22 protein-coding genes and 2 tRNA genes are annotated in these 26,186 nt (G+C 71.9%); 7 read left to right on the top strand and 17 right to left on the bottom strand.

What is annotated here, in order from left to right; genetic code table 11:
• Nucleotides 1–46 precede the first annotated feature (46 nt).
• The 5 genes from OG618_RS19615 to pknB all read left to right on the top strand — a co-directional run bounded on the left by OG618_RS19615 (nt 47) and on the right by pknB (nt 7,707).
• Nucleotides 47–598, top strand: coding sequence for an FHA domain-containing protein FhaB/FipA (locus OG618_RS19615; protein ID WP_329488821.1), 552 nt, complete (start codon nt 47–49; stop codon nt 596–598).
• Nucleotides 599–651: 53 nt separating this feature from the next.
• Complete coding sequence (locus tag OG618_RS19610; protein ID WP_329488820.1) at nt 652–2,304, top strand: PP2C family protein-serine/threonine phosphatase; 1,653 nt, start codon at nt 652–654, stop codon at nt 2,302–2,304.
• Nucleotides 2,305–2,476: 172 nt separating this feature from the next.
• Nucleotides 2,477–3,853, top strand: coding sequence for an FtsW/RodA/SpoVE family cell cycle protein (locus OG618_RS19605; RefSeq protein ID WP_329492179.1), 1,377 nt, complete (start codon nt 2,477–2,479; stop codon nt 3,851–3,853).
• On the top strand, nt 3,850–5,307 hold the full coding sequence (locus OG618_RS19600; protein WP_329488819.1) for a peptidoglycan D,D-transpeptidase FtsI family protein: 1,458 nt from the start codon (nt 3,850–3,852) through the stop codon (nt 5,305–5,307). Before OG618_RS19605 ends, OG618_RS19600 begins: the two co-directional genes overlap by 4 nt.
• Before the next feature lie 261 nt (nt 5,308–5,568).
• Complete coding sequence (gene pknB / locus OG618_RS19595) at nt 5,569–7,707, top strand: Stk1 family PASTA domain-containing Ser/Thr kinase (protein WP_329488818.1); 2,139 nt, start codon at nt 5,569–5,571, stop codon at nt 7,705–7,707.
• A 109-nt stretch (nt 7,708–7,816) separates the two neighbouring features.
• Here pknB and OG618_RS19590 read toward each other — a convergent pair whose 3' ends face one another.
• The 5 genes from OG618_RS19590 to OG618_RS19570 form a co-directional block, all read right to left on the bottom strand.
• Nucleotides 7,817–8,635: a class E sortase gene (locus OG618_RS19590; RefSeq protein ID WP_442906827.1), complete on the bottom strand. Its 819-nt coding sequence runs from the start codon at nt 8,633–8,635 to the stop codon at nt 7,817–7,819.
• 50 nt (nt 8,636–8,685) lie between these two features.
• Nucleotides 8,686–9,852: a class E sortase gene (locus OG618_RS19585; RefSeq protein ID WP_329488816.1), complete on the bottom strand. Its 1,167-nt coding sequence runs from the start codon at nt 9,850–9,852 to the stop codon at nt 8,686–8,688.
• Between the two features lie 5 nt (nt 9,853–9,857).
• Nucleotides 9,858–10,520, bottom strand: a complete 663-nt coding sequence (locus OG618_RS19580) for an aminodeoxychorismate/anthranilate synthase component II (protein WP_329488815.1) — start codon at nt 10,518–10,520, stop codon at nt 9,858–9,860.
• Nucleotides 10,521–10,576: 56 nt separating this feature from the next.
• Nucleotides 10,577–10,753: a hypothetical protein gene (locus OG618_RS19575; protein WP_329488814.1), complete on the bottom strand. Its 177-nt coding sequence runs from the start codon at nt 10,751–10,753 to the stop codon at nt 10,577–10,579.
• A gap of 234 nt (nt 10,754–10,987) precedes the next feature.
• On the bottom strand, nt 10,988–11,749 hold the full coding sequence (locus OG618_RS19570; RefSeq protein WP_329488813.1) for a DUF881 domain-containing protein: 762 nt from the start codon (nt 11,747–11,749) through the stop codon (nt 10,988–10,990).
• Nucleotides 11,750–11,921: 172 nt separating this feature from the next.
• Between OG618_RS19570 and crgA the strand changes: the two genes are divergently transcribed.
• Complete coding sequence (gene crgA / locus OG618_RS19565; RefSeq protein ID WP_329488811.1) at nt 11,922–12,170, top strand: cell division protein CrgA; 249 nt, start codon at nt 11,922–11,924, stop codon at nt 12,168–12,170.
• A gap of 312 nt (nt 12,171–12,482) precedes the next feature.
• Here crgA and OG618_RS19560 read toward each other — a convergent pair whose 3' ends face one another.
• On the bottom strand, nt 12,483–13,388 hold the full coding sequence (locus OG618_RS19560; RefSeq protein ID WP_442906826.1) for a rhomboid family intramembrane serine protease: 906 nt from the start codon (nt 13,386–13,388) through the stop codon (nt 12,483–12,485).
• Nucleotides 13,389–13,648: 260 nt separating this feature from the next.
• On the opposite strand from OG618_RS19560, the gene OG618_RS19555 reads away from it, so the two are divergent.
• The gene (locus OG618_RS19555; RefSeq protein WP_329488809.1) at nt 13,649–14,536 is read left to right on the top strand and encodes a DUF5324 family protein; all 888 of its coding nucleotides are present in this window, start codon (nt 13,649–13,651) and stop codon (nt 14,534–14,536) included.
• Between the two features lie 76 nt (nt 14,537–14,612).
• Here OG618_RS19555 and OG618_RS19550 read toward each other — a convergent pair.
• From OG618_RS19550 to gnd, 11 genes are all read right to left on the bottom strand, one after another.
• Nucleotides 14,613–14,685, bottom strand: a tRNA-Ala gene (locus OG618_RS19550).
• Between the two features lie 191 nt (nt 14,686–14,876).
• Nucleotides 14,877–15,005 carry a DLW-39 family protein gene (locus OG618_RS19545; protein WP_014137031.1) on the bottom strand — a complete coding sequence of 43 codons (129 nt, stop codon included), beginning with the start codon at nt 15,003–15,005 and terminating at the stop codon, nt 14,877–14,879.
• Nucleotides 15,006–15,281: 276 nt separating this feature from the next.
• Nucleotides 15,282–15,596 (bottom strand): DUF6191 domain-containing protein, encoded by a 315-nt coding sequence (locus OG618_RS19540; protein WP_329488808.1) that lies wholly within the window; start codon nt 15,594–15,596, stop codon nt 15,282–15,284.
• 121 nt (nt 15,597–15,717) lie between these two features.
• Nucleotides 15,718–15,794: transfer RNA gene (locus OG618_RS19535), tRNA-Ile, on the bottom strand.
• 16 nt (nt 15,795–15,810) lie between these two features.
• A complete protein-coding gene (locus tag OG618_RS19530) occupies nt 15,811–17,196 on the bottom strand; it encodes a cyclopropane-fatty-acyl-phospholipid synthase family protein (protein ID WP_329488807.1) in 1,386 nt (461 codons plus the stop codon).
• 270 nt (nt 17,197–17,466) lie between these two features.
• Nucleotides 17,467–18,213: a DUF3566 domain-containing protein gene (locus OG618_RS19525; protein WP_329488806.1), complete on the bottom strand. Its 747-nt coding sequence runs from the start codon at nt 18,211–18,213 to the stop codon at nt 17,467–17,469.
• A 150-nt stretch (nt 18,214–18,363) separates the two neighbouring features.
• A complete protein-coding gene (gyrA, locus tag OG618_RS19520; RefSeq protein ID WP_380387630.1) occupies nt 18,364–20,970 on the bottom strand; it encodes a DNA gyrase subunit A in 2,607 nt (868 codons plus the stop codon).
• A gap of 56 nt (nt 20,971–21,026) precedes the next feature.
• Nucleotides 21,027–23,051 (bottom strand): DNA topoisomerase (ATP-hydrolyzing) subunit B, encoded by a 2,025-nt coding sequence (gene gyrB, locus OG618_RS19515; RefSeq protein ID WP_329488805.1) that lies wholly within the window; start codon nt 23,049–23,051, stop codon nt 21,027–21,029.
• 256 nt (nt 23,052–23,307) lie between these two features.
• Nucleotides 23,308–23,922, bottom strand: a complete 615-nt coding sequence (locus OG618_RS19510) for a DUF721 domain-containing protein (RefSeq protein ID WP_329488804.1) — start codon at nt 23,920–23,922, stop codon at nt 23,308–23,310.
• Between the two features lie 163 nt (nt 23,923–24,085).
• A complete protein-coding gene (gene recF, locus OG618_RS19505; RefSeq protein ID WP_329488803.1) occupies nt 24,086–25,219 on the bottom strand; it encodes a DNA replication/repair protein RecF in 1,134 nt (377 codons plus the stop codon).
• A gap of 47 nt (nt 25,220–25,266) precedes the next feature.
• A complete protein-coding gene (gene gnd / locus OG618_RS19500) occupies nt 25,267–26,142 on the bottom strand; it encodes a phosphogluconate dehydrogenase (NAD(+)-dependent, decarboxylating) (protein ID WP_329488802.1) in 876 nt (291 codons plus the stop codon).
• Between the last annotated feature and the right edge of the window lie 44 nt (nt 26,143–26,186).

The following is a 26,186-nucleotide window of genomic DNA, read 5'->3' as shown; positions in this document are numbered from 1 at the left end:
TGTCCGATTTGTTCGCTCGCTTCGCTCACTCACGGGCGGGCCGGCCATGTCAGAACTGACCCTGACGGTCATGCGGCTGGGTTTCCTCGCCGTGCTGTGGCTCTTCGTCATCGTCGCGGTCCAGGTGATCCGCAGTGACCTCTTCGGCACGAAGGTGAACCCGCGTTCCTCCCGCCGGGGCGGTGCCGCGACCGCGGCCGCCGCCACGGCGGCCCCCGCCGCGGCCGCGCCCGGGCGGGCCCCGCAGGGCCAGCCCGCCCCGGCCGCCCAGACCCAGGGCGGAGGCGGCGGCCGGCGCCGCGGCGCCCCGACCCAGCTGGTCGTGGTGCAGGGCTCGCTGGCCGGTACGACCGTGGCGCTGCAGGGCCAGACCATCACGCTGGGCCGCGCGCACGACTCCACCATCGTGCTGGACGACGACTACGCGTCCTCCCGGCATGCCAGGATCTATCCGGATCAGACTGGGCAGTGGACGGTCGAGGATCTAGGCTCCACCAACGGCACCTATCTGGACCGGCAGCGCCTGACCGCGCCGACCCCGCTCCAGCCGGGCATGCCGATCCGTATCGGCAGGACCGTCATCGAACTGCGGAAGTAGTAGCGCATGAGGGACAGCATCCCGTCCATGACCCAGAGGGGGGCTCAGGTCGCATGACCCTGGTGCTGCGCTTCGCCGCCGGCTCCCACAAGGGGCTGATCCGGGAGGGGAACGAGGACTCCGGCTACGCCGGGCCGCGGCTGCTCGCCGTGGCCGACGGCATGGGCGGGGCCGCGGCCGGCGAGGTCGCTTCCTCCGAGGTGCTCGGCTCGATCGTCCGGCTGGACGAGGACGTGCCCGGCGCCGACCTGCTGACCCTGCTCGGTGACGCCGTCCAGGGCGCCAACGACCGCCTCCGGCAGATGGTCGAGGAGGACCCGCAGCTGGAAGGCATGGGCTGCACCCTCACCGCGATGCTCTGGACGGGCCAGCGGATGGGTCTGGTGCACGTCGGCGACTCCCGCGCCTACCTGCTGCGTGACGGCGCGCTGGTGCAGATCACCCAGGACCACACCTGGGTGCAGCGCCTGGTCGACGAGGGCCGGATCACGCCGGAGGAGGCCGAGACCCACCCGCAGCGCTCGCTGCTGATGCGGGCGCTGGACGGCCGCGGCCAGGTCGAGCCCGACCTGTCGATCCGCGAGGTCCGGGCCGGCGACCGCTACCTGATCTGCTCCGACGGCCTCTCCGGCCCGGTCAGCCACCAGACCCTCCAGGACACCCTCGGGAGCTTCTACTCCCCCGAGCAGACCGTGCAGGAGCTGATCCAGCTCGCCCTGCGCGGCGGCGGTCCGGACAACATCACCTGCATCGTGGCGGACGTCCTCGACGTCGGTGCCACGGACACCCTGAGCGGTCAGTTCAACGACGTCCCGGTGGTCGTCGGCGCGGTCGCCGAGACCCCGCCGTCCTCGACCGTCGCCGACCAGTCGATCCGGGACACCCCGGCCGGCCGGGCGGCCGGTCTCGGCCGCTCCCCGCAGGGCGCCTTCGGCCCCGCCGAGGGCTACGACGGCGGCTACGGCGCCGCCCCGGCCGGCTTCGGCCCGGCCGAGGGCTACGAGGGCTACGCGGCCGGCGAGCCCCCGGTGTACGGCACCGAGGACTTCGACGACGAGGCGCTGCCGAAGCGCAAGGGCAAGGCGCTCAAGCTCTCGCTGGCGGCCCTGGTCGCCCTGGGCGTGCTGGGCGGCGTCGGCTTCTTCGGCTACCAGTGGACCCAGGACCAGTACTACGTCGGCGTCGACGGCGACCACGTCGCGGTCTACCAGGGCGTCAACCAGAGCCTCGCCGGGCTGAGCCTGTCCTCGGTGCACACCACGTACAAGGACATCGAGCTCAAGTACCTGCCGCAGGACCAGCGCACCCACGTCACCAACACCATCTCGGCCAGCAGCCTCGGCGACGCCGACGACAAGGTGAAGAAGCTGGGCGAGCAGGCGACGTTCTGCCACAAGGTCTCCGACGCCCGGGCGGCCGCCGCGGCCAACCCGGCGCTGCCGGGCACCGCGCCGGCCGGTCAGCCGGGCACCACGCCCGCCGTGGCGCACATCGGGTTCCGGACGGCCACCGCGCCCGCGCCGTCGCCCTCCGTGCCCGGCCGGGCGGCTCCGGCCACCCCCACGGCCTCGGCCACCCCGACCCCCACCCCGACCACGGCCGCCCCGAGCCAGAGCGCCGCCGCCCCGGCCACCGGGTCGCAGGGCGACCTGCCCGGTCTGACGGACGAGGAGCGGCAGAAGGCCGACTCCTGCCCGAAGCCGTGACGGCCGCGACCCGACATAGGCCCGCCCCGAGCGGGCCTGCCGGCCGTCAGGGAGCGGTCACCACGTGAGCACCTTCGACCTCAGCAACGGCGCCGACAACCGCTCCGGCGACCGCCGGTCCGGCGGCGTACCGGCCGACCGCGCCTCCTCCCGGCGCCGGGGCAACACCACCATCTCCCCGCAGGGCGCGCCCAACCGACGCAACACCGAGCTGGCCATGCTGGCGTTCGCGGTGCTGCTGCCGGTCCTCGCGTACGCCAACGTGGGCCTCGCGATGGACGACTCGCTACCGGCCGGCATGCTCGGCTACGGCCTCGGCATGGGGGCGCTGGCACTGGTCGCGCACCTGCTGATGCGCCGCTTCGCGCCCTACGCGGACCCGCTGATGCTGCCGATCGCCACCCTGCTCAACGGGCTCGGCGTGGTGATGATCTGGCGGCTCGACAAGGCCGGGAAGCTGCTGCACAACAACTACCCCGCGGCGGCCAACCAGCTGATGTGGTCGGGCCTCGGGGTGGCGTTCTTCATCTTCGTGATGATCTTCCTGAAGGACCACCGGGTCCTCCAGCGCTACACCTACATCTCGATGGCGGCGGCCCTGGTGCTGCTCGCGGCGCCGGCCTTCTTCCCGGCCCGCAAGGAGGACTTCGGCGCCAAGATCTGGATCCGGATGGGCGCCTTCTCGATCCAGCCCGGTGAGTTCGCCAAGATCATCCTGACCGTGTTCTTCGCCGGCTACCTGATGGTCAAGCGGGACGCCCTGGCCCTGGCCAGCCGCCGCTTCATGGGCCTCTACCTGCCGCGCGGCCGCGACCTCGGCCCGATCATCGTGATCTGGCTGCTCAGCCTGCTGATCCTGATCTTCGAGAACGACCTGGGCTCGTCCTTCCTGTACTTCGGCCTCTTCGTGGTGATGCTGTACGTCGCCACCGAGCGCACCAGCTGGATCGTCTTCGGCCTGCTGATGTCCGTCGGCGGCGCCGTCGCGGTCGCCTCCACCGCCAGCCACGTGAAGACCCGGATCGACGCCTGGCTCGACCCGATGGCCGCCTTCACGCCCAAACCGCCCCAGGGCTCGACGGAACAGATCGGCCAGTCGCTGATGGCGCTGGGCTCCGGCGGGGTGACCGGCTCGGGCCTCGGCCAGGGCCGCTCCTGGCTGATCGACTTCGCCGCCAAGAGCGACTTCATCCTCGGCTCGTTCGGCGAGGAACTCGGGCTCACCGGCATCATGGCGATCTTCATGCTCTACGCCCTGCTGGTGCAGCGCGGCCTGCGCACCGCCATCGCGGCCCGGGACCCGTTCGGCAAGCTGTTCGCCGTCGGCCTCTCCTCGGCCATGGCGCTCCAGGTCTTCGTGGTCGCCGGCGGCGTCACCGGCCTGATCCCGCTGACCGGTATGACCATGCCGTTCCTCGCCCAGGGCGGGTCCTCGGTGGTCGCCAACTGGGCCCTGATCGCGATCCTGCTGAAGATCAGCGACAGCGCCCGCCGCCCCGGGGTGGAACCGGCCCCGGCCACCGAGCTCCAGGGGGGAGCAGCCTCGTGAACAAGCCGATCCGCCGGGTCTCGATCTTCTGCCTGGTCCTGATCCTGGCCCTGATGGTGCGCACCAACTGGGTGCAGGGCGTCCAGGCCGAGGCCTGGGCCACCAACAAGAACAACAAGCGGCAGGTGTACGACCGGTACGCCCACCCGCGGGGCAACATCATCGTCGACGGCAAGCCGGTCACCCAGTCCGACTTCGTCAACGGCCTGCGCTACAAGTACAAGCGCTCCTGGGTCGACGGCGCGATGTACGCGCCGGTGACCGGGTACTCCTCGCAGTCCTTCGGCGCCAGCCAGCTGGAGCAGCTGGAGGACGGCATCCTCTCCGGCAGCGACGACCGGCTGTTCTTCCGGAACACCCTGGACATGCTGACCGGGGAGCCGAAGAAGGGCGGGGACGTCGTCACGACGATCAACTCCAAGGCCCAGAAGGCCGCCTTCGACGGCCTCGGCAACAAGAAGGGCGCGGTGGTCGCGCTCGACCCGCGCACCGGCGCGATCCTGGCGCTGGTCTCCACCCCGTCCTACGACCCCGGCGCCTTCGCGGGCAGCGAGTCCGGCGACTCCAAGGCCTGGGTGGACCTCAACGCGGACCCGAACAAGCCGATGCTCAACCGCGCCCTGCGCGAGACGTACCCGCCCGGTTCGACGTTCAAGCTGGTCACCGCGGCGGCGGCGTTCGAGAACGGCGTGTTCCAGAGCGTCGACGACCAGACCCAGACGCCTAAGCCGTACATCCTGCCGGGCACCAAGACCGAGCTGAGGAACGAGAGCGACAACGAGCCCTGCGAGAACGCCACGGTCAAGGTCGCCATGGACTGGTCCTGCAACACCGTCTACGGCAAGATCGGCACCGAGCTCGGCAAGGAGAAGATGCGGGCGCAGGCCGAGAAGTTCGGCTTCAACAGCACCGTGGACACCCCGGTCCGGTCCGAGAAGAGCGTCTTTCCGACCAACTCCACCCCGGACGGCGTGGCGCTGGACTCCATCGGCCAGCACGACACCCGGGCCACCCCGCTCCAGATGGCCATGGTCTCGGCCGCGATCGCCAACAACGGCTCGCTGATGCAGCCGTACCTGGTCGACCAGGAGCGCTCGGCCTCGCTGACCACCATCTCCAAGCACACCGAGAAGCAGTACTCCCAGGCGATGAGCCCGGAGACCGCGCAGAAGCTCCAGGACCTGATGGTCTCGGTGGTCGACAACGGCACCGGCAAGAACGCCAAGATCCCGGGCCTGACGGTCGGCGGCAAGACCGGCACCGCGCAGCACGGCGAGGACAACGCCGGGCTGCCGTTCGCCTGGTTCACCTCCTACGCCAAGACCCCCGACGGCCAGTCCGTCGCGGTCGCGGTGGTGGTCGAGGACGGCTCCAACAACCGTGACGGGATCAGCGGCGGCCGGCTCGCCGCACCCATCGCCAAGGCGGTGATGCAGGCCGCCCTCGGCAAGTAGGGAGCGGCCGTCACGGGTGCGTCGAATGTCACGATCGGCCCCGCCGAACGGATACCGGTCTGGTATCGGCCCACGGCCGACTCCGGTCCGGCGCAGTGCGACCGGTAGCGTATCCGCAGCAGCGGGTGTGCCCGTTGCCGCCCGCGAAGCGTCGAAGGGTCCTGATCGCAGAACCACCCGGGCCCGCGCCGGCGTCACTCGGAGCGTGCGGGGACACCTACGTCACAACCTCACCGGCGGGTGAGGGAGAGGGTCGGAACTATGGAAGAGCCTCGTCGCCTAGGCGGCAGGTACGAGCTCGGCGGCGTCCTCGGACGCGGCGGCATGGCCGAGGTGTACCTCGCCCATGACACCCGGCTCGGCCGTTCCGTCGCTGTGAAGACGCTCCGGGCCGACATGGCCCGTGATCCGTCCTTCCAGGCCCGCTTCCGCCGTGAGGCGCAGTCCGCGGCGTCACTGAACCACCCCGCGATCGTCGCCGTGTACGACACCGGCGAGGACTACATCGACGGCATCTCCATCCCGTACATCGTGATGGAGTACGTCGAGGGGTCCACGCTGCGGGAGCTGCTGCACTCCGGCCGCCGGCTGCTGCCGGAGCGCTCGCTGGAGATGACCATCGGCATCCTCCAGGCCCTGGAGTACTCGCACCGGGCCGGCATCGTGCACCGCGACATCAAGCCCGCCAACGTGATGCTGACGCGGCAGGGCAACGTCAAGGTCATGGACTTCGGCATCGCCCGGGCCATGGGCGACGCCGGGATGACCATGACGCAGACCTCCGCCGTCATCGGGACCGCCCAGTACCTCTCCCCCGAGCAGGCCAAGGGCGAGCAGGTCGACGCCCGCTCGGACCTCTACTCCACCGGCTGCCTGCTGTACGAGCTGCTGACCGTGCGGCCGCCGTTCGTCGGCGACTCGCCGGTCGCGGTGGCCTACCAGCACGTCCGGGAGGAGGCGCAGCCGCCGTCCGTGTTCGATCCCGAAGTGCGCCCCGAGATCGACGCGATCGTGCTGAAGGCGCTCGCCAAGGACCGCGACTACCGGTACCAGAGCGCCGACGAGATGCGCGACGACATCGAGCGCTTCCTCGACGGCCTCCCGGTGGCCGCCGCCCAGCAGGCCGCCGCCTACGGGATGGGCGGCGCGGCCGGGTACGGCTACGACCAGAACGGCTACCCGCAGCAGCACGACCCGTACGGCCAGACCAACGTGCTGCCGCAGCAGCCCGGCGGCGGGCCGACCACGATGCTCCCGCAGGCCGGCTACGGCCAGCAGCCCGGCTACCAGGACGACGGCTACGGGCAGACCTACGCCGGTGCCCCGGGCGGCGGCGGGAACGACGGCTACGACGACGGCTACGGCCGCGGCGGGGGCCGGCGCGGCGAGCAGCCGCCGAAGAAGAGCAACACCTCCTGGATCGTGCTGGCGGTCGCCGCCGTGCTGGTCCTGGTCGGCACCTTCTTCGTCGCCCAGGCGATGTTCGGCAACAAGGGCGGCGACAAGAAGGAGCCCGCCAAGGTCGTCGCGCCGAGCCTGGTGGGCAAGACGCTGGCCGAGGCCAAGACCCTCGCCGCGCAGAGCGGCCCCAAGCTGGTGGTGACCGAGGGCGAGAAGGTGGCCTGCCCGGACACCAACGTCAAGAAGGACCAGGTCTGCACCCAGACCCCGGCGGCCGGCGGCCAGGTCGCGGAGGCCGCCACGATCACGGTGCAGCTCTCCTCCGGTCCGGCCAAGGCGACCGTGCCCAAGGTGGTCGGCCTGACCAAGGACCAGGCGGTCAAGGCGCTCAACGACGCCGGCTTCACCAACATCGCGCAGCCCGAGTACAAGGACGACGACACCGCTCCGACGGAGACGGTCATCGCCCAGGACCCGGCGGCCAACGCGGCCGGCGACCCGACCGCGCAGATCAAGCTCACCGTCTCGCAGGGCAAGGCCAAGGTCTCCGTCCCCGGTGTGGTCGGCCAGCAGAAGGAGGCCGCGCAGGCCACCCTGGAGGGCGCGGGCTTCCAGGTCGACGCCTCGAAGACGACGCCGACCAACGACCCGACCAAGGTCAACACCGTCGCGTCGCAGTCGCTCCAGCCGAACACCAAGGCCGCGGCCAACTCGAAGATCACCCTGACGATCTTCAAGGCGCCGGACAAGGCCACCGTCCCGCCGCTGCAGAACGTCCCGGTCAAGGACGCGATCGCGCAGCTGCAGAAGCAGGGCCTGGGCTACACCCTGCTCGGCTCGCAGGACCCGAACGGCACGGTCACCAACTCGATGCCGGGCGCCGGGACCCAGCTGGACCCGGGGCAGTCGGTCACCCTGATGGTGAAGCCGCCCGAGCCGACCAAAGGGGGCGACCCCGCCAACCCGTCACCCTCCAACACCAAAGGGGGCAACCCCTAACCCCTGGTTCCCCTGGCTCTGACGCCGGGAACGCCCGAGGGCCCGTCGCAGGTGCTGCGACGGGCCCTCGGGCTTTCCGGTCCGGCCCGGTAGCTTGGCCGTGCCCGGGTCAGGACCTCAGCTCGGTCGGCGGGGTGCGCGCGGCGTCCATGTCGTCCACCCGCACCAGGCTGCCCCAGACGGCCATCCGGTAGCGCGAGGTGTAGACCGGCGTACAGGTCGTCAGGGTGATGTACCGTCCGGGCGCCTGGTAGCCCGAGCCCTTGGGGACGGGGGCGACGATGCCGGTGTCGTACTTGGAGGTCTCCGCCAGGGTGCTGTCGACCCGGTAGACGTACCACTTGTCCCTGGTCTCGACGACGATCGCGGCGCCCCGGTGGACGGCGTCGAGGTCGTGGAACTTCGCCCCGTGGCCGTCCCGGTGGGCGGCCAGCGCGAAGTTCCCGGTGGCGTCCCAGGGCATCGCGGCCCGGTAGGGCTGCTCGTACACCCCGGCGACGCCCTCGGCCAGGGTGTCGGCGTCGGTGCCCATCCGGATCAGCACCTGGTAGCCCCGGCCCATCGCGGGCACGTGCAGGAAGCCGATCCCGTCGCCCGCCACGGGGGCCGGGCCGGTGCCGGTGCCGGGCGCGGCGGTGGGGCTCGGGGCGCCGGGGGCGGCCGGGGGAGCGTTGGTCGGCCCCGCCGCCCAGGCGCCGCGCAGCCGGTCACCCGCCTGCGCCGCGGCGGCGTCGGCCTCCACGTTGGTCCACCAGAGCGAGTAGGAGACGAAGAGACCGAGCACCAGCCCCAGGGTGATCAGCAGTTCGCCGAGGACGCCGAGCGCGGCCAGCGCCCGGCCCCGTCGCCGACGGGCGGGCGCGGGCGGCGGGCCTGCCTGCGCCGTCTCGTCCTGGGTCACTCGTACTCCCCTTCGCGTGCTGTCCATCCGGTGCGGCGGCCGTCCGCCGCGGCCCGCCGGGGTTTGTCCGGCAGGCCCTAGCCGACCGTGAGGCCGGGCGGCTTGCCCTGGCTCCGCGGCCGCTCCTCGATCATCTTGCCAAAGAGGATCAGGCGAGCCTTGGAACTGAACTCCGGTGTGCAGGTGGTCAGGGTGATGTAGCGGCCCGCCTGGGTGTACCCGGAGCCGTTGGGCACCGGCTTGATCACGCTCACGTTGGACGGCGGGGTCTCCGGGATGCCGCCGGTGATCTCGTACGTGTAGTACGCGGTGGCGGTCTCCACCACGATCTTGTCGCCCTTGCCGAGCTGGTTGATGTGCCGGAACGGCTCGCCGTGGGTGTTGCGGTGCGCGGCCAGCGCGAAGTTGCCCGCCTTGTCGGCCGGCATGCCCGTCCCGGCGTAGTGCCCGACCAGGCCCTTGTCGAGCACCGCCGACTTGGACGTGCCCTCGGCGATCGGGAACTTGAGACCCAGCTTCGGCAGGTGGATGATCGCGAAGCCCTTGCCGGGCTCGAAGGTCTCCGGCTTCGCCGGGTCCGGCGCGGGCTGCCCGGCCGCGCCGGGTGCCGGCTGGGCCGCGTCGAACTGCTGCTCCAGCTGGTTGCGGGCACCGTCGGCGGCCGCGTCGGCCTGCACGTTGGTCCACCAGAGCTGGTAGGAGACGAAGAGCAGCATCACCAGGCCGAGCGTGATGCACAGCTCGCCGACGAGGCGGGCGACCACGACGGCCGGCGACTCCTTGGGCCGCGCCCGGCCCGTGGCCGCGCCGTCGGCCGCCCGGCGGCGCCCGCCGCCCGAGCGCACCGAGATCCGGCCCTGCGCGGCACGACGGCGTTCGGCCCGGCCGCCGAGCGGCGGGGGCGTGCCGTCGTCGGCGAGGGCCGGGAGCCGCAGCTGGAGGGTCTGGTCGGCCAGCCAGGGGTACTCGGGCTGCCCCGGGTGGGCCGGGTCGCCCGGAGCGGCCTGTCCGGCCTGCTCGTAGACGCTCCAGCCGTCCTCGGCACCACCGTGCTCCGGGTCGCCCGGTCCGAGCGGCTGCGCACCGTAGGGGTCGTACTGCTGGTACTGGCTCTCCGGCGGTTGCTGGCCCCGGCCGCCGTACTGCGGGGCAGGCTGCCGGTGCCGGCCGCCCGGGCCGGGCGCCCCGGCCCCGTGCGGATCCGCGCCCGCCTGGTATCGCCCCTCCGGACGCACCGCGGTCATGCCGCTCAGCCCCGGCCGATCACCGGGGCGAGCCCGGCCGAACGGCCGACGGCCTGCGGATCGCCGCACTCGGCCAGCCAGTTGGCGAGCATCCGGTGCCCGCCCTCGGTGAGGACCGACTCCGGGTGGAACTGGACGCCCTCGACCAGCAGCTCGCGGTGGCGCAGCCCCATGATCACGCCGCTCTCGGTCCGGGCGGTCACCACCAGCTCGTCCGGCACGGTGGCCGGCTCGACCGCCAGCGAGTGGTACCGGGTCGCGGTGAGCGGCGAGGGCAGGCCCTCGAAGACGCCGCCGTCCTCGTGCTCCACCAGCGAGGTCTTGCCGTGCAGCAGCTCGGGCGCCCGGCCGACCACCGCGCCGTACGCGACCGCGATCGACTGCAGGCCCAGGCAGACGCCGAAGACCGGCAGCCCGGTCCGCGCGCAGTGGTGGACCATCTCGATGCAGACCCCGGCCTCCTCGGGCGCACCGGGGCCGGGGGAGAGCAACACCCCGTCGAAGCCCTCCGCGCCCGCGCGGCGCACCGCGTGCTCGACCGTCACCTCGTCGTTGCGCACCACCTCGCAGGTGGCGCCGAGCTGGTAGAGGTACTGGACCAGGTTGAAGACGAAGCTGTCGTAGTTGTCGACGACCAGGATGCGGGGCGAGGTCAGCTGGGGGGTCATTCGCGCGCTATCTCCGTGGGCTGCGGGGACTGGGAGGAGGAGCAGGGCCGCCGGGCTCAGCCGGCGGCGCCGCCGTCGCCGTCCACTGTGACGTCGCCGAAGGGGAGCAGCGGTTCCGCCCACGGGAAGACGTAGGTGAACAGGAGGTAGACCACCCCCAGGACGAGGAGCAGCGAGATGAGGGCCCGGACCAGGGGGTGCCCCGGAAGGTGTCGCCAGATCCAGCCGTACATGGTGCTCCCTCGACGCAACAGACTGGGGTCAAGAGTAGACCCGTGATCCGGGCGCGTGAGGCGCCCTTCCCCGGCAGCGCCCGCCCGTTGTGCTCCGGCGGCCCGCCCGGCGGGTCGCGGCGGCGGGCCGGAGCGGTCCCCGGCAGCGCCCGCCCGTTGTGCTCCGGCGGCCCGCCCGGCGGGTCGCGGCGGCGGGCCGGAGCGGCGCCCGGACCGGTGGTCACCGGCCGGCCGTCACTGTCCCCCGGCCGAACCCAGGTCGACCGTCCCGGAGTAGCCGGGCACGCTGAGCTCGCCGCTCTCCTGCACCTTCCAGCCCAGCCCGTACGCCTGCACGTACTGCAGGTAGTTGCGGATCGTCGGGTCGGCGTCCACCGCGGACCGCAGCGCGTCCGTGCGCCCCACCGCCTTGACCACGTACGGCGGCGAGTAGACCCGGCCCTGGAGCAGCAGGGTGTTGCCCACGCAGCGGACCGCGCTGGTGGCGATCAGCCGCTGGTCCATCACCTGGACGCCCTCGGCGCCGCCCCGCCAGAGCGCGTTGACCACCGCCTGGATGTCCTGCTGGTGGATGACGAGGTCGTTGACGCCGGGCTCGGGCACCCCGGGGATGCGCGCGGTGGCGTTCGGCGGCGCGTCGTTGAGGGTGACGGTCAGTCCGGGCCCCTGCAGCGGTTCCAGGGCGGCGGCCTGCTGGAGGGCGGTCAGCCGGGCGGCGTCCGCGGGGCTGCGCCCCTGCTGGCCGGTGAGCGCCTGGGAACGCGCCTGGAGGTCGGCGAGCTGCTCCTGGGACTGCTGGTTCTGCGAGCTGCGCTGGCGTATCACGTCGCCGAGGCTCAGCAGCGAGTTGTCGGTCCGCAGATCGGTCCCGCGGGCGGTCTGCGCGCTGATGTAGAAGAGCAGGCCGGCGAGCGCGAAGACGGCGCAGGTCAGGGCACGGCCGACAATTCGGATGCCGGCGGCGCGAGAGCGGGCAGGCCGAGGAGGAATCGACAAATTAGGCACCGTACCCTTATCTCCTTCAGACCCGCCGAGCCACTACGCTAACGGACGCCGGTGGCATGTGCGGGACCGGTTCCCCTAACGTTCTCCACAGCCGCCACCCACCAGCCGCCCCACCCGCTGAACCCCTGCGCGGTCTCACAGCGCATCGACAGGAGAGCTCCTCGTGCCGAAGTCTCGACTCCGCAAGAAGTCCGATTACACCCCGCCGACGGTGGCAACGGTGAAGATCAGCTCGGGCCGAAGCTGGGTAGCCCCTCTGATGCTGGCACTGTTCCTGGTCGGTCTGGTCTGGATCGTCACCTATTACGTGACCAGTGGCACCTGGCCGGTCGAGAGCTGGGCCAACTGGAACATCCTGGTGGGCTTCGGCTTCATCGCGGCGGGATTCGGCGTCTCCACCCAGTGGAAGTGACGCCGGGGCCCAGGCCCTGAGCGTCCGCTCCGCCGCCCCGGCAGCGTCGTGCGGGGCGGCGCCTCGGTGTGTCCTGACACCGGACGGCGGTTATCCCGCTTATCACGCTTATCCACATGGTTATCCACACTGGGGAAAAGTCTCCCCGGCCTGTGGATAACTCGCGTCCGGCGCGCGGTCCGCACCGGTGCGCGCGGTCCCCCGAATGCCGAATACGCACAGCGGGACACGCGTAGAACAACAGTCCACAGCCCGGCTGGCGCACCGGCTGTGCACAACCCCCCACGCGCTGTGGACAAACGTCCGGAACGGTCACCCGCCGTAGCGGGCCGTCCCGACGAGGACCATCAGCAGCACCAGCCCGGCCACCCCCGCCACCGTCAGTGCCTGGACGACCGTCCGGCGCTCCCGCGGGGCGTACATCAGCCCGATCGCGGTCAGCGTGCCGGCGACCAGCCCGCCGATGTGCGCCCGCCAGTCGATGCCGGACACCGAGAAGGTGACGATCAGGTTGAAGACCAGCAGCGCGATCACCGGTCCCAGCGGCGTCCTGGTCTGCTTGTACATCACCACGGTCGCGCCGAGCAGGCCGAAGATGGCGCCGGACGCCCCCAGCGAGTTCATGAAGCCGCCGGCCAGCAGGAAGGCGAACGCACTGCCGGCCAGGCCGGACAGCAGGTAGACGGCCAGGAAGCGGATCCGGCCGAGCGCCGCCTCCAGCGAGGGACCGATCACCCAGAGCATCACCATGTTGGTGGCGATGTGCCACGGCGCGACGTGCAGGAAGGTCGCGGTCAGCAGCCGGTACCACTGGTCCGGCCCGGCCGCCACGCCGTACGGGAAGCCGGTGATCTGCGGGCCGACGCTGAACAGCGAGAGGTCCTCGGCCAGCCACGGCTCCAGCACGTAGGCGGCCAGCAGGAAGACCGCCAGGTTGAGTCCGAGCAGGACCTTGGTGACCAGCGCGCCGTCGGCGGCCGGCTTGCCGCCGAACCGCGTGGTCGCCTGCCGCACCTGCCGGTTGTCCCCGCTGACGCAATCCGGACAGTGGAAGCCCACCGAGGCGTTCACCATGCATTTCGGGCAGATCGGCCGGCCGCACCGGGAGCAGCCGATACCGGTCTCCTGCTCCGGGTGCCGGTAGCAGCGGGACGCCCCGGACCCGCCGCCCGGCCGCGGGTCCTCGTCCGTCGGCGGCCTGGACTCGTCCGGGAGCATCAGCGGTAACCCCTTCTCGTACGTCGGCGGCGCGGTCCCGCCGGCACCCGCCGTACGGGTGGCACCGGGATCGTCAGCGTACTGCGGCGGGTCGGCGCCGAGCGATCTCCACCGGCCGGATCCGGGCCCCGGACGCCGGACCGGGCGACCCGCCGCACCCCGCGTACGGCCCACTCCGGAGTGCTCTCAGACAAATCAACATGCATGATCAGCATTTAGGTGGATAAGTGCATATAGGACGCCACCAGGAGGAGAGACTCGTGACCCGTTTGGACTCAGCACGTGAGACGGCCGGCAAGACCCGGGAAACTCTCGCGCCCTACGCCGCCACCGCCAAGGAAACCGCGGTGCACCTCGCGGACGGCGCGAAGCAGCGGCTGGGGCCCGCTGTGGACGCCGTCGGGCCGAAGGCCTCCCAGGCAGCGCACAGCGCCCGTGTCCAGTACGCCAAGCACATCGCCCCGCAGTTCGAGCATGCCTTCGCCAGCCTTCCCCCGGAAGCCCAGAAGAACACCCTCAAGGCCCTCCACCGGGCCCAGGAGACCGCCCTGGCGGCCCGGCTCTCCGCGATCCGCGCCGCCGACCAGGCCCGCTCCACCGTGGTCCCCAAGGTCGCCCACGCGGTCGAGGAGGCCCGCGCCACCGTCACGCCCGTCGCGCTGGAGGCGCAGACCCGCGGCGCCGCCGCGCTGACCGCGCTGCAGGGCCACGTCACCTCGGCCGAGATCAGCGACCTCGCCGCCCGCAACGCCAGGAAGGAGCACCGCAACGGCTGGGCCACCGGCCTCGCCGTGGCGGGCGCCGTCGCCATCGGCAGCGGCATCCTGGTCTGGCAGTGGTGGCGGCACCAGGGCGACCCGGAGTGGCTCGTCGAGCCCACGACCGGAACCCCCACCCCGGCGCCCGGCCCGGCCGAGGCCGCGGCCGCCCCGCGCCCCGGCGGCTCGCACGCCACGAGCGCCGGCACCGCGGACGGCACCGTCGACGCGGCCACCACCAGCCCGGTGAACGGCTCCACGGCCGAGACGGCGGCCGCGCCGGACGTCCCGACCGAGTCCGGCGCCGTCGAACCCGGCTCGTCCACCCCCGACGGGCCCGACCACGACGAGGACCGGCCCAAGCCGCACGACCCGCGCAAGCCGCACTGACCGGCCCGCACCCCCGCAGAACGCCGATCGGCCGCTGACCCGGATTCAGGTCAGCGGCCGATCGGCTGTTCGTCTGTGGAGCTTAGGAGACTCGAACTCCTGACATCTGCCTTGCAAAGGCAGCGCTCTACCAACTGAGCTAAAGCCCCTCGACGGCACCGCGTGTACCGCCGGGCACTAGCGTACCGGGTCCCGGCGCGAATCCCACGCCCCGTCCCCGCACTGGTGCCCGGCCGGTGCCGGAAGAGCCGGTCGGCCCGGTCGTCCGACCGGACCGACCGACCGGGGAGACGCGCTGCGGCGTCTCCGAAGATCGTCGATCGTCAGATCGTCCGGGGCCTCAGCGACCGGCCGGGACCGGGTCGGTGGCCTCGGTCCACAGGTCCTGCTCGGCGCGGTCCGCCTGGACCTGACGGTAGACAAAGAAGCCGCCGAGGGCGACCAGGGCGACCAGGAGAAGCTTCTTCACCGCGGGACCTCGTCCTTCTTGCGTATCGGACTCAACAGCCGTGCGCCGACCGGATTGGCCGGGCCGACGAGTCCATGGGTTCTTACGAGCACGAACGGGCTGCCGGGTGCCAGACTGCCCTTGCGGCCGATGATACACACCGGTGTCCCAATCGTGACCAGCCACCGCTGCCGCCAACCGACCCGTCCGGCCGGAGGATTGACGCCACACCTCCTGTCGTACGGTCGGCCTGCCGGTGAGCGGCCCCAGGACGCCCTCCGGACCGACCCGGACCGGTCACCGGCGGGGCGGCGTGACCACCACGGCGGTACCGGAGGCGAGGTCCACCCTGGTCCGCGGCGGAGCCCCCTCCCCCTCCTCGTCGCGCAGCATCAGCGTGCTGCGCCGCTCGTCCAGCTCGTGCTGCTTGCCCGCCGCGAACTGGGCGTGCAGCTGCTCGAAGCCGGTCGACGAGATCTGCCCCTCACGGCCCGTCCCCCGCCAGGGGATCCAGCGGGCCCGGCGCGCCCGCAGCGCCAGTTGATCGACGAAGGCCAGCACGACCAGCGCGCAGACCAGTCCGGGAATGCTCATCGCCCAGAACAGCGCCATACCGCCACCATCCCTCCACCCGCCCTCCCCCGGACAACCCCCGGGGCGGGCCCGTGGTTCCCCGGTCCGGGCACGAAAACGCCGAAGGGCCCGGAGCGAGATCGCTCCGGGCCCTTCGCGGTGGTGGGCCTAACAGGACTTGAACCTGTGGCCTCTTCCTTATCAGGGAAGCGCTCTAACCGTCTGAGCTATAGGCCCTTGCCGCACTGAAAGATTAGCGGACCGACGGCCGATCTCCCAAATCCTGATCGGCACCGGCCCCGGCGGCAGTCCGCTGGTGGGAAGCGGTGGGGCGGCGGAGCAGCCACTCCTCACGGGTGGCCGGGAGGTGGGCCGCCCCCTCGGGACCGGTGCGCACGGCGAGGATCTGGTTGATCCCGATCCGGTTCTCCTCGAAGGCGAGCGCCGAGGCCGCCATGTACAGCCGCCAGACCCGGGCCCGGCCGCGGCCGACCAGGCGGACCGCCTCCGTCCAGTGCGCCTCCAGGTTGGCCACCCACTCGCGCAGCGTCAGCCCGTAGTGCTCGCGCAGCGACTCCACGTCGCGGACCTCGAAGCCGGCCTCCTCCAGCCGGGCCACGGTGGAACCGACCGGGGAGAGCTCGCCGTCCGGGAAGACGTAGCGGTCGATGAACGGGCTGGGGCGGTGCGGCTCGCCCGGGTGGTCCGGGCGGCGGGCGATCTGGTGGTTGAGCAGCCGGCCACCGGGCACCAGCAGGCCGTACAGGCCGTCGGCGTAGACCCGGTACTGCTCGGAGCCGACGTGCTCGGCCATGCCGACGCTGGAGATGGCGTCGAACGGGCCGTCCGGGATCTCCCGGTAGTCCTGCAGCCGGATCTCGATCCGGTCGGCCAGGCCGGCCTCCTCGACCCGTCGGCGGGCGAGCGCGACCTGCTCCTCGGAGATGGAGACGCCGACCGCCGTGACGCCGTAGTGCCGCGCGGCGTGCAGCACCAGCGAGCCCCAGCCGCAGCCGACGTCCAGCAGGCGCATCCCCGGCCGCAGGCCGAGCTTGCGGCAGATCAGGTCGAGCTTGGCCTCCTGGGCGGCCTCCAGGCTCTTGGCGGCCGGCTCCCAGTAGGCGCAGGAGTACACCATCGAGGAGCCCAGGACGAGCCCGTAGAAGTCGTTGCCGACGTCGTAGTGGTGGCTGATCGCCGCGCGGTCCCGGCTGCGGCTGTGCACCCGGCCCCGGACGGACCCGGCCTCCTCCGGCGGCGGGGCGGGCTGCGGGCCGAGCGCACCCGCCCGGAGCAGCGCCCCCAGCACCCGGCGGCCCCGGGGGCCGACCACGTCGCCGGGGCCCAGCGCCAGCTGCCGGATCTCGGGGCGCTCGGCGAGGTGCGCGACGACCGTCAGCACCTCGTAGAGGTCGGCGCCCGGGGCGAGCTCCAGGTCCCCCGACACGTAGGCCCGGGCCAGGCCCAGCTCACCCGGCTGCCAGAGCAGCCGGCGCAGCGCCCGCCGGTTGCGCAGCACCACCGTGGGCGCCCCCGGCGGCCCGGCGGCACTGCCGTCCCACACCTGCACCCGCAGCGGTACCGGGACCCCCAGCAGCCCTTCCAGGGCCTCGACCAGTTGCCTTGCGAGCTGAGCCATCGCGCGCCTCCGTCCAGCCGTACCTGCACAGCCGTACCCGCCCCGGCCGGTCGGACCGGGGGGCGGGCCTGCGGCACTCGGTGACTCGGCACGAGCGCGTCCAGCTAATCCCACCGCGGCGGACGCCCGACCGGGCGGCACGCCGCGGGGACCGGCTGTCACCCGAAATGCCGACGGGCCCCGAAGGCTGCAACAGCCGTCGGGGCCCGCACATTCCGTCCGCGGACGACGATGTGACCGGGGGTCAGACCCGGTCCGGCGCGGCCGGGGTCAGTCCTCCTCGGCCAGGGTCAGCTCGATGCCACCGGTGAAGCCGGCGGCCGCGTTGTAGATGAACGCCGAGAGCGTGGAGAGCGCGGTCAGCAGCACGACGTCGACCACCGCGATCAGCGAGGTGAAGGTCATCACCTTGCCGAACCCGACGTAGTCCATCAGGTTGATGCCGCTGTTGGGCGCCTCGCCGGCGGTGACCTCCTTGAGGGTCTTGCCGAGCGAGTCGAAGACCCCGAGCGAGTCCAGCGTCATCCACAGGACGGCCGCCGCCACGATGATGATGATCCCGACCGCCAGCGACAGCAGGAAGCTCACCTTCATCACCGACCACGGGTCGGCCTTGGTGATCCGCAGCCGGGCCTTGCGGGTCCGGCCGAGGCCGGCGCCCCCGACGGCCGGCGCCGCGCCGGGCCGGCGCGGGGCGCCGCCCGGGACGGGCGTCCCGCCGGGCGGGGTGTTGCCGCCCACCCGGGTGCCCCGGGGCGGCGTCGGCTGCCCCTTGGCGTACGTGGTCGGCTGCGAGAACCCGCTACCGCCCGGCGCCGGCGCTCCCGGCGGCGGAGGGGTCGGCTGCCCGCCGTACGTCGCCCCGCCCTGACCCGCCGCACCGACCGGTGGCATCAGCGAGGTGGACGCGGCGGGGTGCTCGGCCGGCGGCTGCGGCACCCCGTAGCCCCCGCCGCCCTGTGCTGCGCCCGGACGGCCGCCGGTGGCTCCTCCCGCAGCACCCGTGGCTCCACTCACTGGTCCTCCCGCACTTCCCACCAGGGCGGCGGCGCCGCCCTGCGTCGTCACTCGTCATCCAGCACCCGGCGGGATTGCCCGGAACTGGTCGGCGGCCGGCGCCGCCGCGCCCGTGTTCGGACGCAACGGCACCGGCCTGCGCGGTAGGGGTCAGGCCTGGGCTTCCTCGCCGCCCGCCACCGTCTCCGTACCCTCGGCCACCTCGGTGGACTCGGCGTCGGACGCCTCGTCCTCCAACAGCTCCTCGCCCTCGGCCTCCGCGTTGCGGGCCATGCCCACCACCGCGTCGCGCTTTCCGAGGTTGATCAGTTGGACGCCCATGGTGTCACGTCCGGTTTCACGAACCTCGGAAACCCTCGTGCGGATCACCCCGCCCGAGAGGGTGATCGCCATGATCTCGTCGCTGTCGTCCACCACCAGGGCGCCGACCAGCGATCCGCGGCCCTCGACGATCTTCGCCGCCTTGGTGCCGAAACCGCCGCGCCCCTGGACACGGTACTCGTCCACCCCGGTGCGCTTGGCGTAGCCACCGTCGGTGGCGGTGAAGACGTACGTCCCCGGCCGGACCACGTTCATCGACAGCAGTTCGTCGTCCTCGCGGAAGGACATGCCCTTGACGCCGGAGGTGGCGCGGCCGGTGGGCCGCAGCGCGTCGTCGGTCGCGGTGAAGCGGATCGACTGGGCCTTGCGGGAGACCAGCAGCAGGTCGTCCTCGGCGGAGACCAGCTCGGCGCCGATCAGCTCGTCGTCCCGGCCCTCCTCGTCCTGGCGCAGGTTGATCGCGATCAGGCCGCCGGAGCGGGGCGAGTCGTAGTCCTTGAGCGCGGACTTCTTCACCAGACCGGCCCGGGTGGCGAGCACGAGGTACGGCTTGTCCTCGTAGGTGCGCACCGCCATCACCTGGGTGATGTGCTCCTCCGGCTGGAAGGCCAGCAGGTTGGCCACGTGCTGGCCGCGGGCGTCCCGGCCGGCGTCCGGCAGCTCGTAGCCCTTGGCCCGGTAGACCCGGCCCTTGTTGGTGAAGAACAGGATCCAGTTGTGGGTCGTCGTCACGAAGAAGTGGTCGACGATGTCGTCCTGCTTGAGCTGCGCACCGCGCACGCCCTTGCCGCCGCGCTTCTGCGAGCGGTAGAGGTCGGAGCGGGTCCGCTTGACGTAGCCGCCACGGGTGATCGTGACGACGATGTCCTCCTCGGCGATGAGGTCCTCGATGGAGAGGTCGCCGTCGGAGGGGATCAGGGTGGAGCGCCGCTCGTCGCCGTACTTCTCGACGATCGCGGTCAGCTCCTCGGAGATGATCTCGCGCTGACGGCCCGGGGAGGCCAGGATCGCGTTGTACTCGTCGATCTTGCGCTGCAGCTCGTCGTGCTCGTCCATGATCCGCTGGCGCTCCAGGGCGGCCAGGCGGCGCAGCTGCATCTCCAGGATCGCGTTGGCCTGGAGCTCGTCGATGGCGAGCAGCTCCATCAGGCCGCTGCGGGCGGCGTCGGCGCTGGCCGAGGCCCGGATCAGCGCGATGACCTCGTCGATCATGTCCAGGGCGCGCAGCAGGGCGCGCAGGATGTGCGCCCGCTCCTCGGCCTTGCGCAGCCGGAAGGTGGTGCGCCGGACGATGACGTCGACCTGGTGGTTGACCCAGTGCCGGATGAAGGCGTCGAGCGAGAGCGTGCGCGGCACGCCGTCGACCAGCGCCAGCATGTTGGCGCCGAAGTTGGTCTGCAGGTCGGTGTGCTTGTAGAGGTTGTTCAGCACGACCTTGGCGACGGCGTCCCGCTTGAGCACGATGACCAGGCGCTGGCCGGTGCGCGAGGAGGACTCGTCGCGGACGTCGGCGATGCCGGCGACCTTGCCGTCCTTGACCAGGTCGGCGATCTTCAGCGCGAGGTTGTCCGGGTTGACCTGGTAGGGCAGCTCGGTGATCACCAGGCACTGGCGGCCCTGGATCTCCTCGACCTCGACCACCGCGCGCATGGTGATCGAGCCGCGCCCGGTGCGGTACGCCTCCTCGATCCCGCGGCGGCCGACGATCAGCGCGCCGGTCGGGAAGTCCGGGCCCTTGATCCGCTCGATCAGGGCCTCCAGCAGCTCCTCGTTGGAGGCCTCCGGGTGCTCCAGCGCCCAGAGCGCGCCGGAGGCGACCTCGCGCAGGTTGTGCGGCGGGATGTTGGTGGCCATGCCGACCGCGATGCCGGTGGCACCGTTGACCAGCAGGTTGGGGATGCGCGCGGGCAGGACGGTGGGCTCCTGCGAGCGGCCGTCGTAGTTGGCGGCGAAGTCGACGGTCTCCTCGTCGATGTCGCGCATCATCTCCATGGCCAGCGGCATCAGCTTGCACTCGGTGTAGCGCATGGCCGCGGCCGGGTCGTTGCCCGGCGAGCCGAAGTTGCCGTTGCCGTCCACCAGCGGCATCCGCAGCGACCACGGCTGGGCCAGGCGGACCACGGTGTCGTAGATCGAGGTGTCACCGTGCGGGTGGTAGTTGCCCATGACGTCGCCGACGACGCGGGCGCACTTGTAGTAGCCCTTCTCGGGGCGGTACCCGCCGTCGTACATGGCGTAGAGCACGCGCCGGTGCACCGGCTTGAGGCCGTCGCGGACCTCGGGCAGCGCACGGCTGACGATCACGCTCATCGCGTAGTCGAGGTACGAGCGCTGCATCTCGGTCTCGAGCTCGATCGGCTCGACCCGGGACACGAAGGTGTCGGTGGCGGTGCTGGCGTCCGGCTGCTCGCCGTCGGGACGGTTGTCGTCGACCACTGGTGGTCAGTTTCCTTTCACGCGTGACTGGACTGTGCTGGCAGGGGCGGGCCCCGTCACACGTCCAGGAAGCGGACGTCCTTGGCGTTGCGCTGGATGAAGGAGCGGCGGGCCTCGACGTCCTCGCCCATCAGGACGGAGAAGAGGTCGTCGGCGCGGGCCGCGTCCTCCAGGGTGATCTGCTGGAGCAGGCGGTGGGCCTGGTCCATGGTGGTCACCCGCAGTTCCTCGGCGTTCATCTCGCCGAGACCCTTGAAGCGCTGGATCGCGTCGTCCTTGGGCAGCCGGCGACCGGCCGCGACGCCCGCCGCGATGGTGGCGTCGCGCTCGCGGTCGGAGTACACGTAGTCGAAGTCGTCCTTGCCCCACTTGATCTTGTACAGCGGGGGCATCGCGAGGTAGACGTAGCCGGACTCGACCAGCGGCCGCATGAAGCGGAACAGCAGGGTGAGCAGCAGGGTGCGGATGTGCTGCCCGTCGACGTCGGCGTCCGCCATCAGGACGATCTTGTGATAGCGCAGCTTGGACTCGTCGTAGTCCTCCTGGATGCCGCAGCCGAAGGCCGAGATCAGCGCCTGGACCTCGGTGTTCTGCAGCACCTTGTCGATCCGGGCCTTCTCGACGTTCAGGATCTTGCCGCGGATCGGGAGGATCGCCTGGATGCGCGGGTCACGGCCCTGCTTGGCGGAGCCGCCGGCGGAGTCGCCCTCGACGATGAAGATCTCGCACTCGGCCGGGTCCTTGGACTGGCAGTCGCTCAGCTTGCCGGGCAGCGAGGCGGACTCCAGCAGGCCCTTGCGGCGGGTCAGGTCCCGCGCCTTCCGGGCGGCCACGCGCGCGGTGGCGGCCTGGATGGACTTGCGGATGATGTCCGAGGCCTCGTTCGGGTTGCGGTCCAGCCAGTCGTTCAGCTGCTCGTGGACCACCCGCTGGACGAAGGTCTTCGCCTCGGTGTTGCCCAGCTTGTCCTTGGTCTGGCCCTCGAACTGCGGCTCGCCGAGCTTGACCGAGATGATCGCGGTCAGACCCTCGCGGATGTCCTCGCCGGAGAGGTTGTCGTCCTTCTCGCGGAGCAGCTTCTTGTCCCGCGCGTAGCGGTTGACCAGGCCGGTCAGCGCCGCGCGGAAGCCCTCTTCGTGGGTGCCGCCGCCGTGGGTGTGGATGGTGTTGGCGAACGAGTAGACCCCCTCGGTGTACGAGGAGTTCCACTGCATCGCGACCTCCACGGAGATCGTCTTCTCCTTGTCCTCCGCCTCGAAGTCGATCACCGAGGGGTGGATCACGTCGCCCTTGCGGGAGTTGAGGTGGGCGACGAAGTCGGCGATGCCGCCGTCGTACCGGTACGTGACGGAGAGCGGGTTGCCCTCCTCGTCCGCGTGCTCCGGCCGCTCGTCGGTCAGCGAGATGGTCAGGCCCTTGTTGAGGAACGCCATCTCCTGGAAGCGCCGGGAGAGCGTCTCGAAGGAGTAGACCGTGGTCTCGAAGATGTCCGGGTCGGCCCAGAACGTGACGGTGGTGCCGGTCCGCTCGGTCGGCTCGCCCTTCACCAGGGCGGCGGTCGGCGCGCCCATCTTGTATTCCTGGGTCCAGAGGTGCCCGTCCCGGTGGATCTCCACCGCGAGACGGGTGGACAGGGCGTTCACCACCGAGACGCCGACGCCGTGCAGGCCGCCGGAGACGGCGTAGCCGCCGCCGCCGAACTTGCCGCCCGCGTGCAGGACGGTGAGCACGACCTCGACGGCCGGCTTCTCCTGGCCGGGGACGATGTCCACCGGGATGCCTCGGCCGTTGTCGACGACGCGGACCGCGCCGTCGGCGAGGAGCGTGACGTCGATGGTGTCGGCGTACCCGGCCATCGCCTCGTCGACGGAGTTGTCCACGACCTCCTGCACCAGGTGATGCAGGCCACGCTCACCGGTCGAGCCGATGTACATGCCGGGGCGCTTGCGGACGGCGTCGAGGCCCTCCAGCACCTGGATGTTGCTTCCGGTGTAGGTGCTCTCGGCCGCCTGCTCGGTCTGGTCTGGGGTCTGGCTGGGGTTGCCGGAATCGGCCACGAAGCGCCCTCTCTGGCACAGCACGGGCCGCATCCCCGCCCCGTGCGGGCGAGCGTGCGACCACGGCGTTTCGACTCGGTTGCCACTAGCAACAGTGTTTGGCTCTCAGTCTACCGGTAGGACTGACAGAGATGGGCTTTTGGCAGCCCCTGAGGGCAGATACGCCGCCCTGAATCCCCTCTGCACATGTCCCGATACTCGCCCCGGGGGCACAGAGCGCCTGGAAGGGCCGTCAGGGGTTCCGGAAGATTCCGGTCCGCTCGACCGCGGGCGCCCGCGGTCACCCCCAGGTGTCGCCCGGTCCCTTGCTCCCCGGCGCGCGCAGCCGGCCGTAGCCGCGGACCGGCGCGGCCGGCCCCAGCACCTTGATCGTCTTGACCGTGCCGCGGCCGAGCTCGTGATTCAGACGGGCCACCAACTGCCTTGCCAGCCACCGCAGTTGAGTGGCCCAGGCGGTGGAGTCGCACTGCACGGTGAGCACCGCGGCCGCGTCGTCGTAGGAGGTGGGCTCGCAGTGCGCCGAGATGTCGGGGCCGACGATCTGCGCCCAACGGCCCATCACCCCGCCGACCGCCGCCGAGGACTCCCACCCGCGCTCGGTCAGCAGCCGGTTCAGCGCCGCCCCCAGCGGCACCGGGTCACGGCCGTCCGAGCGCGCCCCGCTGCGCAGCCCGTACCGCTTCGCCTCGCGCTTCTCCCGGACCTGCTCGCCCCGCTGGCGGGCCTGCGCCCGGGCCGCCCGCAGCGCCGAGCGGGCCAGGTCGGCGCCGGTCGGTGCCGGGCCGCCCGGCTGCCCGGCCTCCGGCTGGTCGGCGGCCGGTGGGAGGGCGGTGAGCGGGAGGGCGGTCAGTGGGAGGGCACCCGGCTGAGGGGTCTTCCCGGTCGGATCGCTCATGGCGATCTCCTTTCCCCAGCCTGTGGACAACGGTCGCGGCTACGCGCCGGTGAGCCGTCCAGCGTACGGGAGCGGACGGGGACGGGGGCACGCCGGACGGCGGGTCGAAGGGGCGGCAGGTGTGGAGGTGCGGTGGAGGAACGGGGCGCGCGGCCGCCGTCCGTCAGGCGTCGACCCGGCGGACCGCGCCGTCGGCCACCGAGTACCGGGCCCCGGCCAGGGCCTTCGGCACGTCCTCCGCGACCGCCGCGGTGACCAGGACCTGCTCGCCGCCGGCGACCAGCTCGGCCAGCCGGTCGCGGCGGGTGGCGTCCAGCTCGGCGAAGACGTCGTCGAGGATCAGCACCGGTTCGCCGCCGTCGGCGCGCAGCAGCTCGTAGGAGGCCAGCCGCAGCGCCAGCGCGAACGACCAGGACTCGCCGTGGCTGGCGTAGCCCTTGGCCGGCAGCGGTCCGAGCCGCAGGCCCAGCTCGTCGCGGTGCGGCCCGACCAGCGTCAGACCGCGCTCGACCTCCTGCTTGCGGGCCGCCCGCAGGGCCTGGAGCAGCTGCTCCTCGGCCTGCTCGCGGCTGGTCGGCAGCTCGCCCTCGAAGGAGCTGCGGTACTCCAGCACGGTCTCGCCGCCGGCGGGCGCGAGCTGCCCGTACGCGGCCGTCACCAGCGGTTGCAGGGAGGCGACCAGCTGGATCCGGAAGGCGGTCAGCTCGGCTCCGGCACGTGCCAGGTGGCCGTCCCAGACCTCCAGGGTGGAGAGGTCCGCGCCCTTGCCGCCGCCGGAGCGGCGGGCCATCGCGGCGGTCTTCAGCAGGGCGTTGCGCTGCTTCAGCACCCGCTCGTAGTCCTGCCGGACGCCGGCCAGCCGGGGCGCCCGGGCGGTCAGCAGCTCGTCCAGGAAGCGCCGGCGCTCGCCCGGGTCGCCCTTGACCAGGCTGAGGTCCTCGGGGGCGAACAGCACGGTGCGCAGCAGGCCCAGGACGTCCCTGGGCCGGACGTTGTCGGAGCGGTTGATCCGGGCGCGGTTGGCCTTGCCCGGGGTGATCTCCAGTTCGACCAGGGTGCTGCGGCTCCCGGCCACCACCGAGGTGCGGATCACCGCCCGCTCGGCGCCGAGCCGGATCAGCGGGGCGTCGGTTGCCACCCGGTGGCTGCCGAGGGTGGCGATGTAGCCGATCGCCTCGACCAGGTTGGTCTTGCCCTGGCCGTTGGGTCCGACGAACGCCGTCACGCCCGGGTCGAGGGGAACCTCGGCCCGGGCGTAGGAACGGAAGTCGGCGAGCGACAGATGCGCGACGTGCATGGCTGTGGACTGCGCTCGCCTTCTGTGGACGTCCCGGGTGGGGCGGACTACTTCGACTCGACCGCGTGGCCGCCGAACTGGTTGCGCAGCGCGGCGATCATCTTCATCTGCGGCGAGTCGTCCTGGCGGGAGGCGAACCGGGCGAAGAGCGAGGCGGTGATCGCCGGCAGCGGCACGGCGTGGTCGATCGCGGCCTCGACCGTCCAGCGGCCCTCGCCGGAGTCGGCGGCCCAGCCCTTGAGCTTGGCCAGGTGCTCGTCGTCGTCCAGCGCGCGAACGGCGAGGTCCAGCAGCCAGGAGCGGATGACCGTGCCCTCCTGCCAGCTGCGGAAGACCTCGCGCACGTCGGTGACCTCGGGGGCCGCCTCCAGCAGCTCCCAGCCCTCGGCGAAGGCCTGCATCATCGCGTACTCGATGCCGTTGTGGACCATCTTGGCGAAGTGGCCGGCGCCGACCGCGCCCGCGTGCACCGAGCCGAAGTCGCCCTCGGGCTTGAGGGCGTCGAAGACCGGCTTCGCCTTGGCGACGTGCTCGGCGTCGCCGCCGTACATCAGCGCGTAGCCGTTCTCCAGGCCCCAGACGCCGCCGGAGACGCCGCAGTCGACGAAGCCGATGCCCTTGGCGGCCAGCGACTCGGCGTGCTTGATGTCGTCCGTCCAGCGGGAGTTCCCGCCGTCCACGACCACGTCGCCGGGGGAGAGCAGCTCGGCGAGCTCGTCCACGGTCGCCTGGGTGGCGGCCCCGGCCGGAACCATGACCCAGACCACGCGCGGGCCCTGGAGCTTGGTCACGAGCTCCTGGAGGCTCTCGACATCGGAGATGTCGGGGTTGCGGTCGTAACCGATGACGGTGTGGCCGGCGCGGCGGATCCGCTCGCGCATGTTGCCGCCCATCTTGCCGAGACCGATGAGGCCGAGCTCCATGACCAAGTCCTTACCTGGGGTGACGTGCCTGCCTGCGGCGCCGT

The organism is Kitasatospora sp. NBC_01246, assembly GCF_036226505.1.
Classification (GTDB): domain Bacteria; phylum Actinomycetota; class Actinomycetes; order Streptomycetales; family Streptomycetaceae; genus Kitasatospora.
Note: the sequence above shows the minus strand (reverse complement) of the source record. Positions and strands in the feature narration are given on the sequence as shown.

Bases quoted from the DNA above. Each gene is read 5' to 3' on its own strand.
- OG618_RS19575 (WP_329488814.1), bottom strand. From the start codon at position 10,753: ATGTACGGCTGGATCTGGCGACACCTTCCGGGGCACCCCCTGGTCCGG.
- OG618_RS19615 (WP_329488821.1), top strand. From the start codon at position 47: ATGTCAGAACTGACCCTGACGGTCATGCGGCTGGGTTTCCTCGCCGTG.
- gnd (WP_329488802.1), bottom strand. From the start codon at position 26,142: ATGGAGCTCGGCCTCATCGGTCTCGGCAAGATGGGCGGCAACATGCGC.
- pknB (WP_329488818.1), top strand. From the start codon at position 5,569: ATGGAAGAGCCTCGTCGCCTAGGCGGCAGGTACGAGCTCGGCGGCGTC.
- OG618_RS19580 (WP_329488815.1), bottom strand. From the start codon at position 10,520: ATGACCCCCCAGCTGACCTCGCCCCGCATCCTGGTCGTCGACAACTAC.
- OG618_RS19610 (WP_329488820.1), top strand. From the start codon at position 652: ATGACCCTGGTGCTGCGCTTCGCCGCCGGCTCCCACAAGGGGCTGATC.
- OG618_RS19590 (WP_442906827.1), bottom strand. From the start codon at position 8,635: ATGGACAGCACGCGAAGGGGAGTACGAGTGACCCAGGACGAGACGGCG.
- recF (WP_329488803.1), bottom strand. From the start codon at position 25,219: ATGCACGTCGCGCATCTGTCGCTCGCCGACTTCCGTTCCTACGCCCGG.
- OG618_RS19530 (WP_329488807.1), bottom strand. From the start codon at position 17,196: ATGGCTCAGCTCGCAAGGCAACTGGTCGAGGCCCTGGAAGGGCTGCTG.
- OG618_RS19540 (WP_329488808.1), bottom strand. From the start codon at position 15,596: ATGGCGCTGTTCTGGGCGATGAGCATTCCCGGACTGGTCTGCGCGCTG.
- OG618_RS19560 (WP_442906826.1), bottom strand. From the start codon at position 13,388: ATGCTCCCGGACGAGTCCAGGCCGCCGACGGACGAGGACCCGCGGCCG.
- OG618_RS19510 (WP_329488804.1), bottom strand. From the start codon at position 23,922: ATGAGCGATCCGACCGGGAAGACCCCTCAGCCGGGTGCCCTCCCACTG.
- OG618_RS19585 (WP_329488816.1), bottom strand. From the start codon at position 9,852: ATGACCGCGGTGCGTCCGGAGGGGCGATACCAGGCGGGCGCGGATCCG.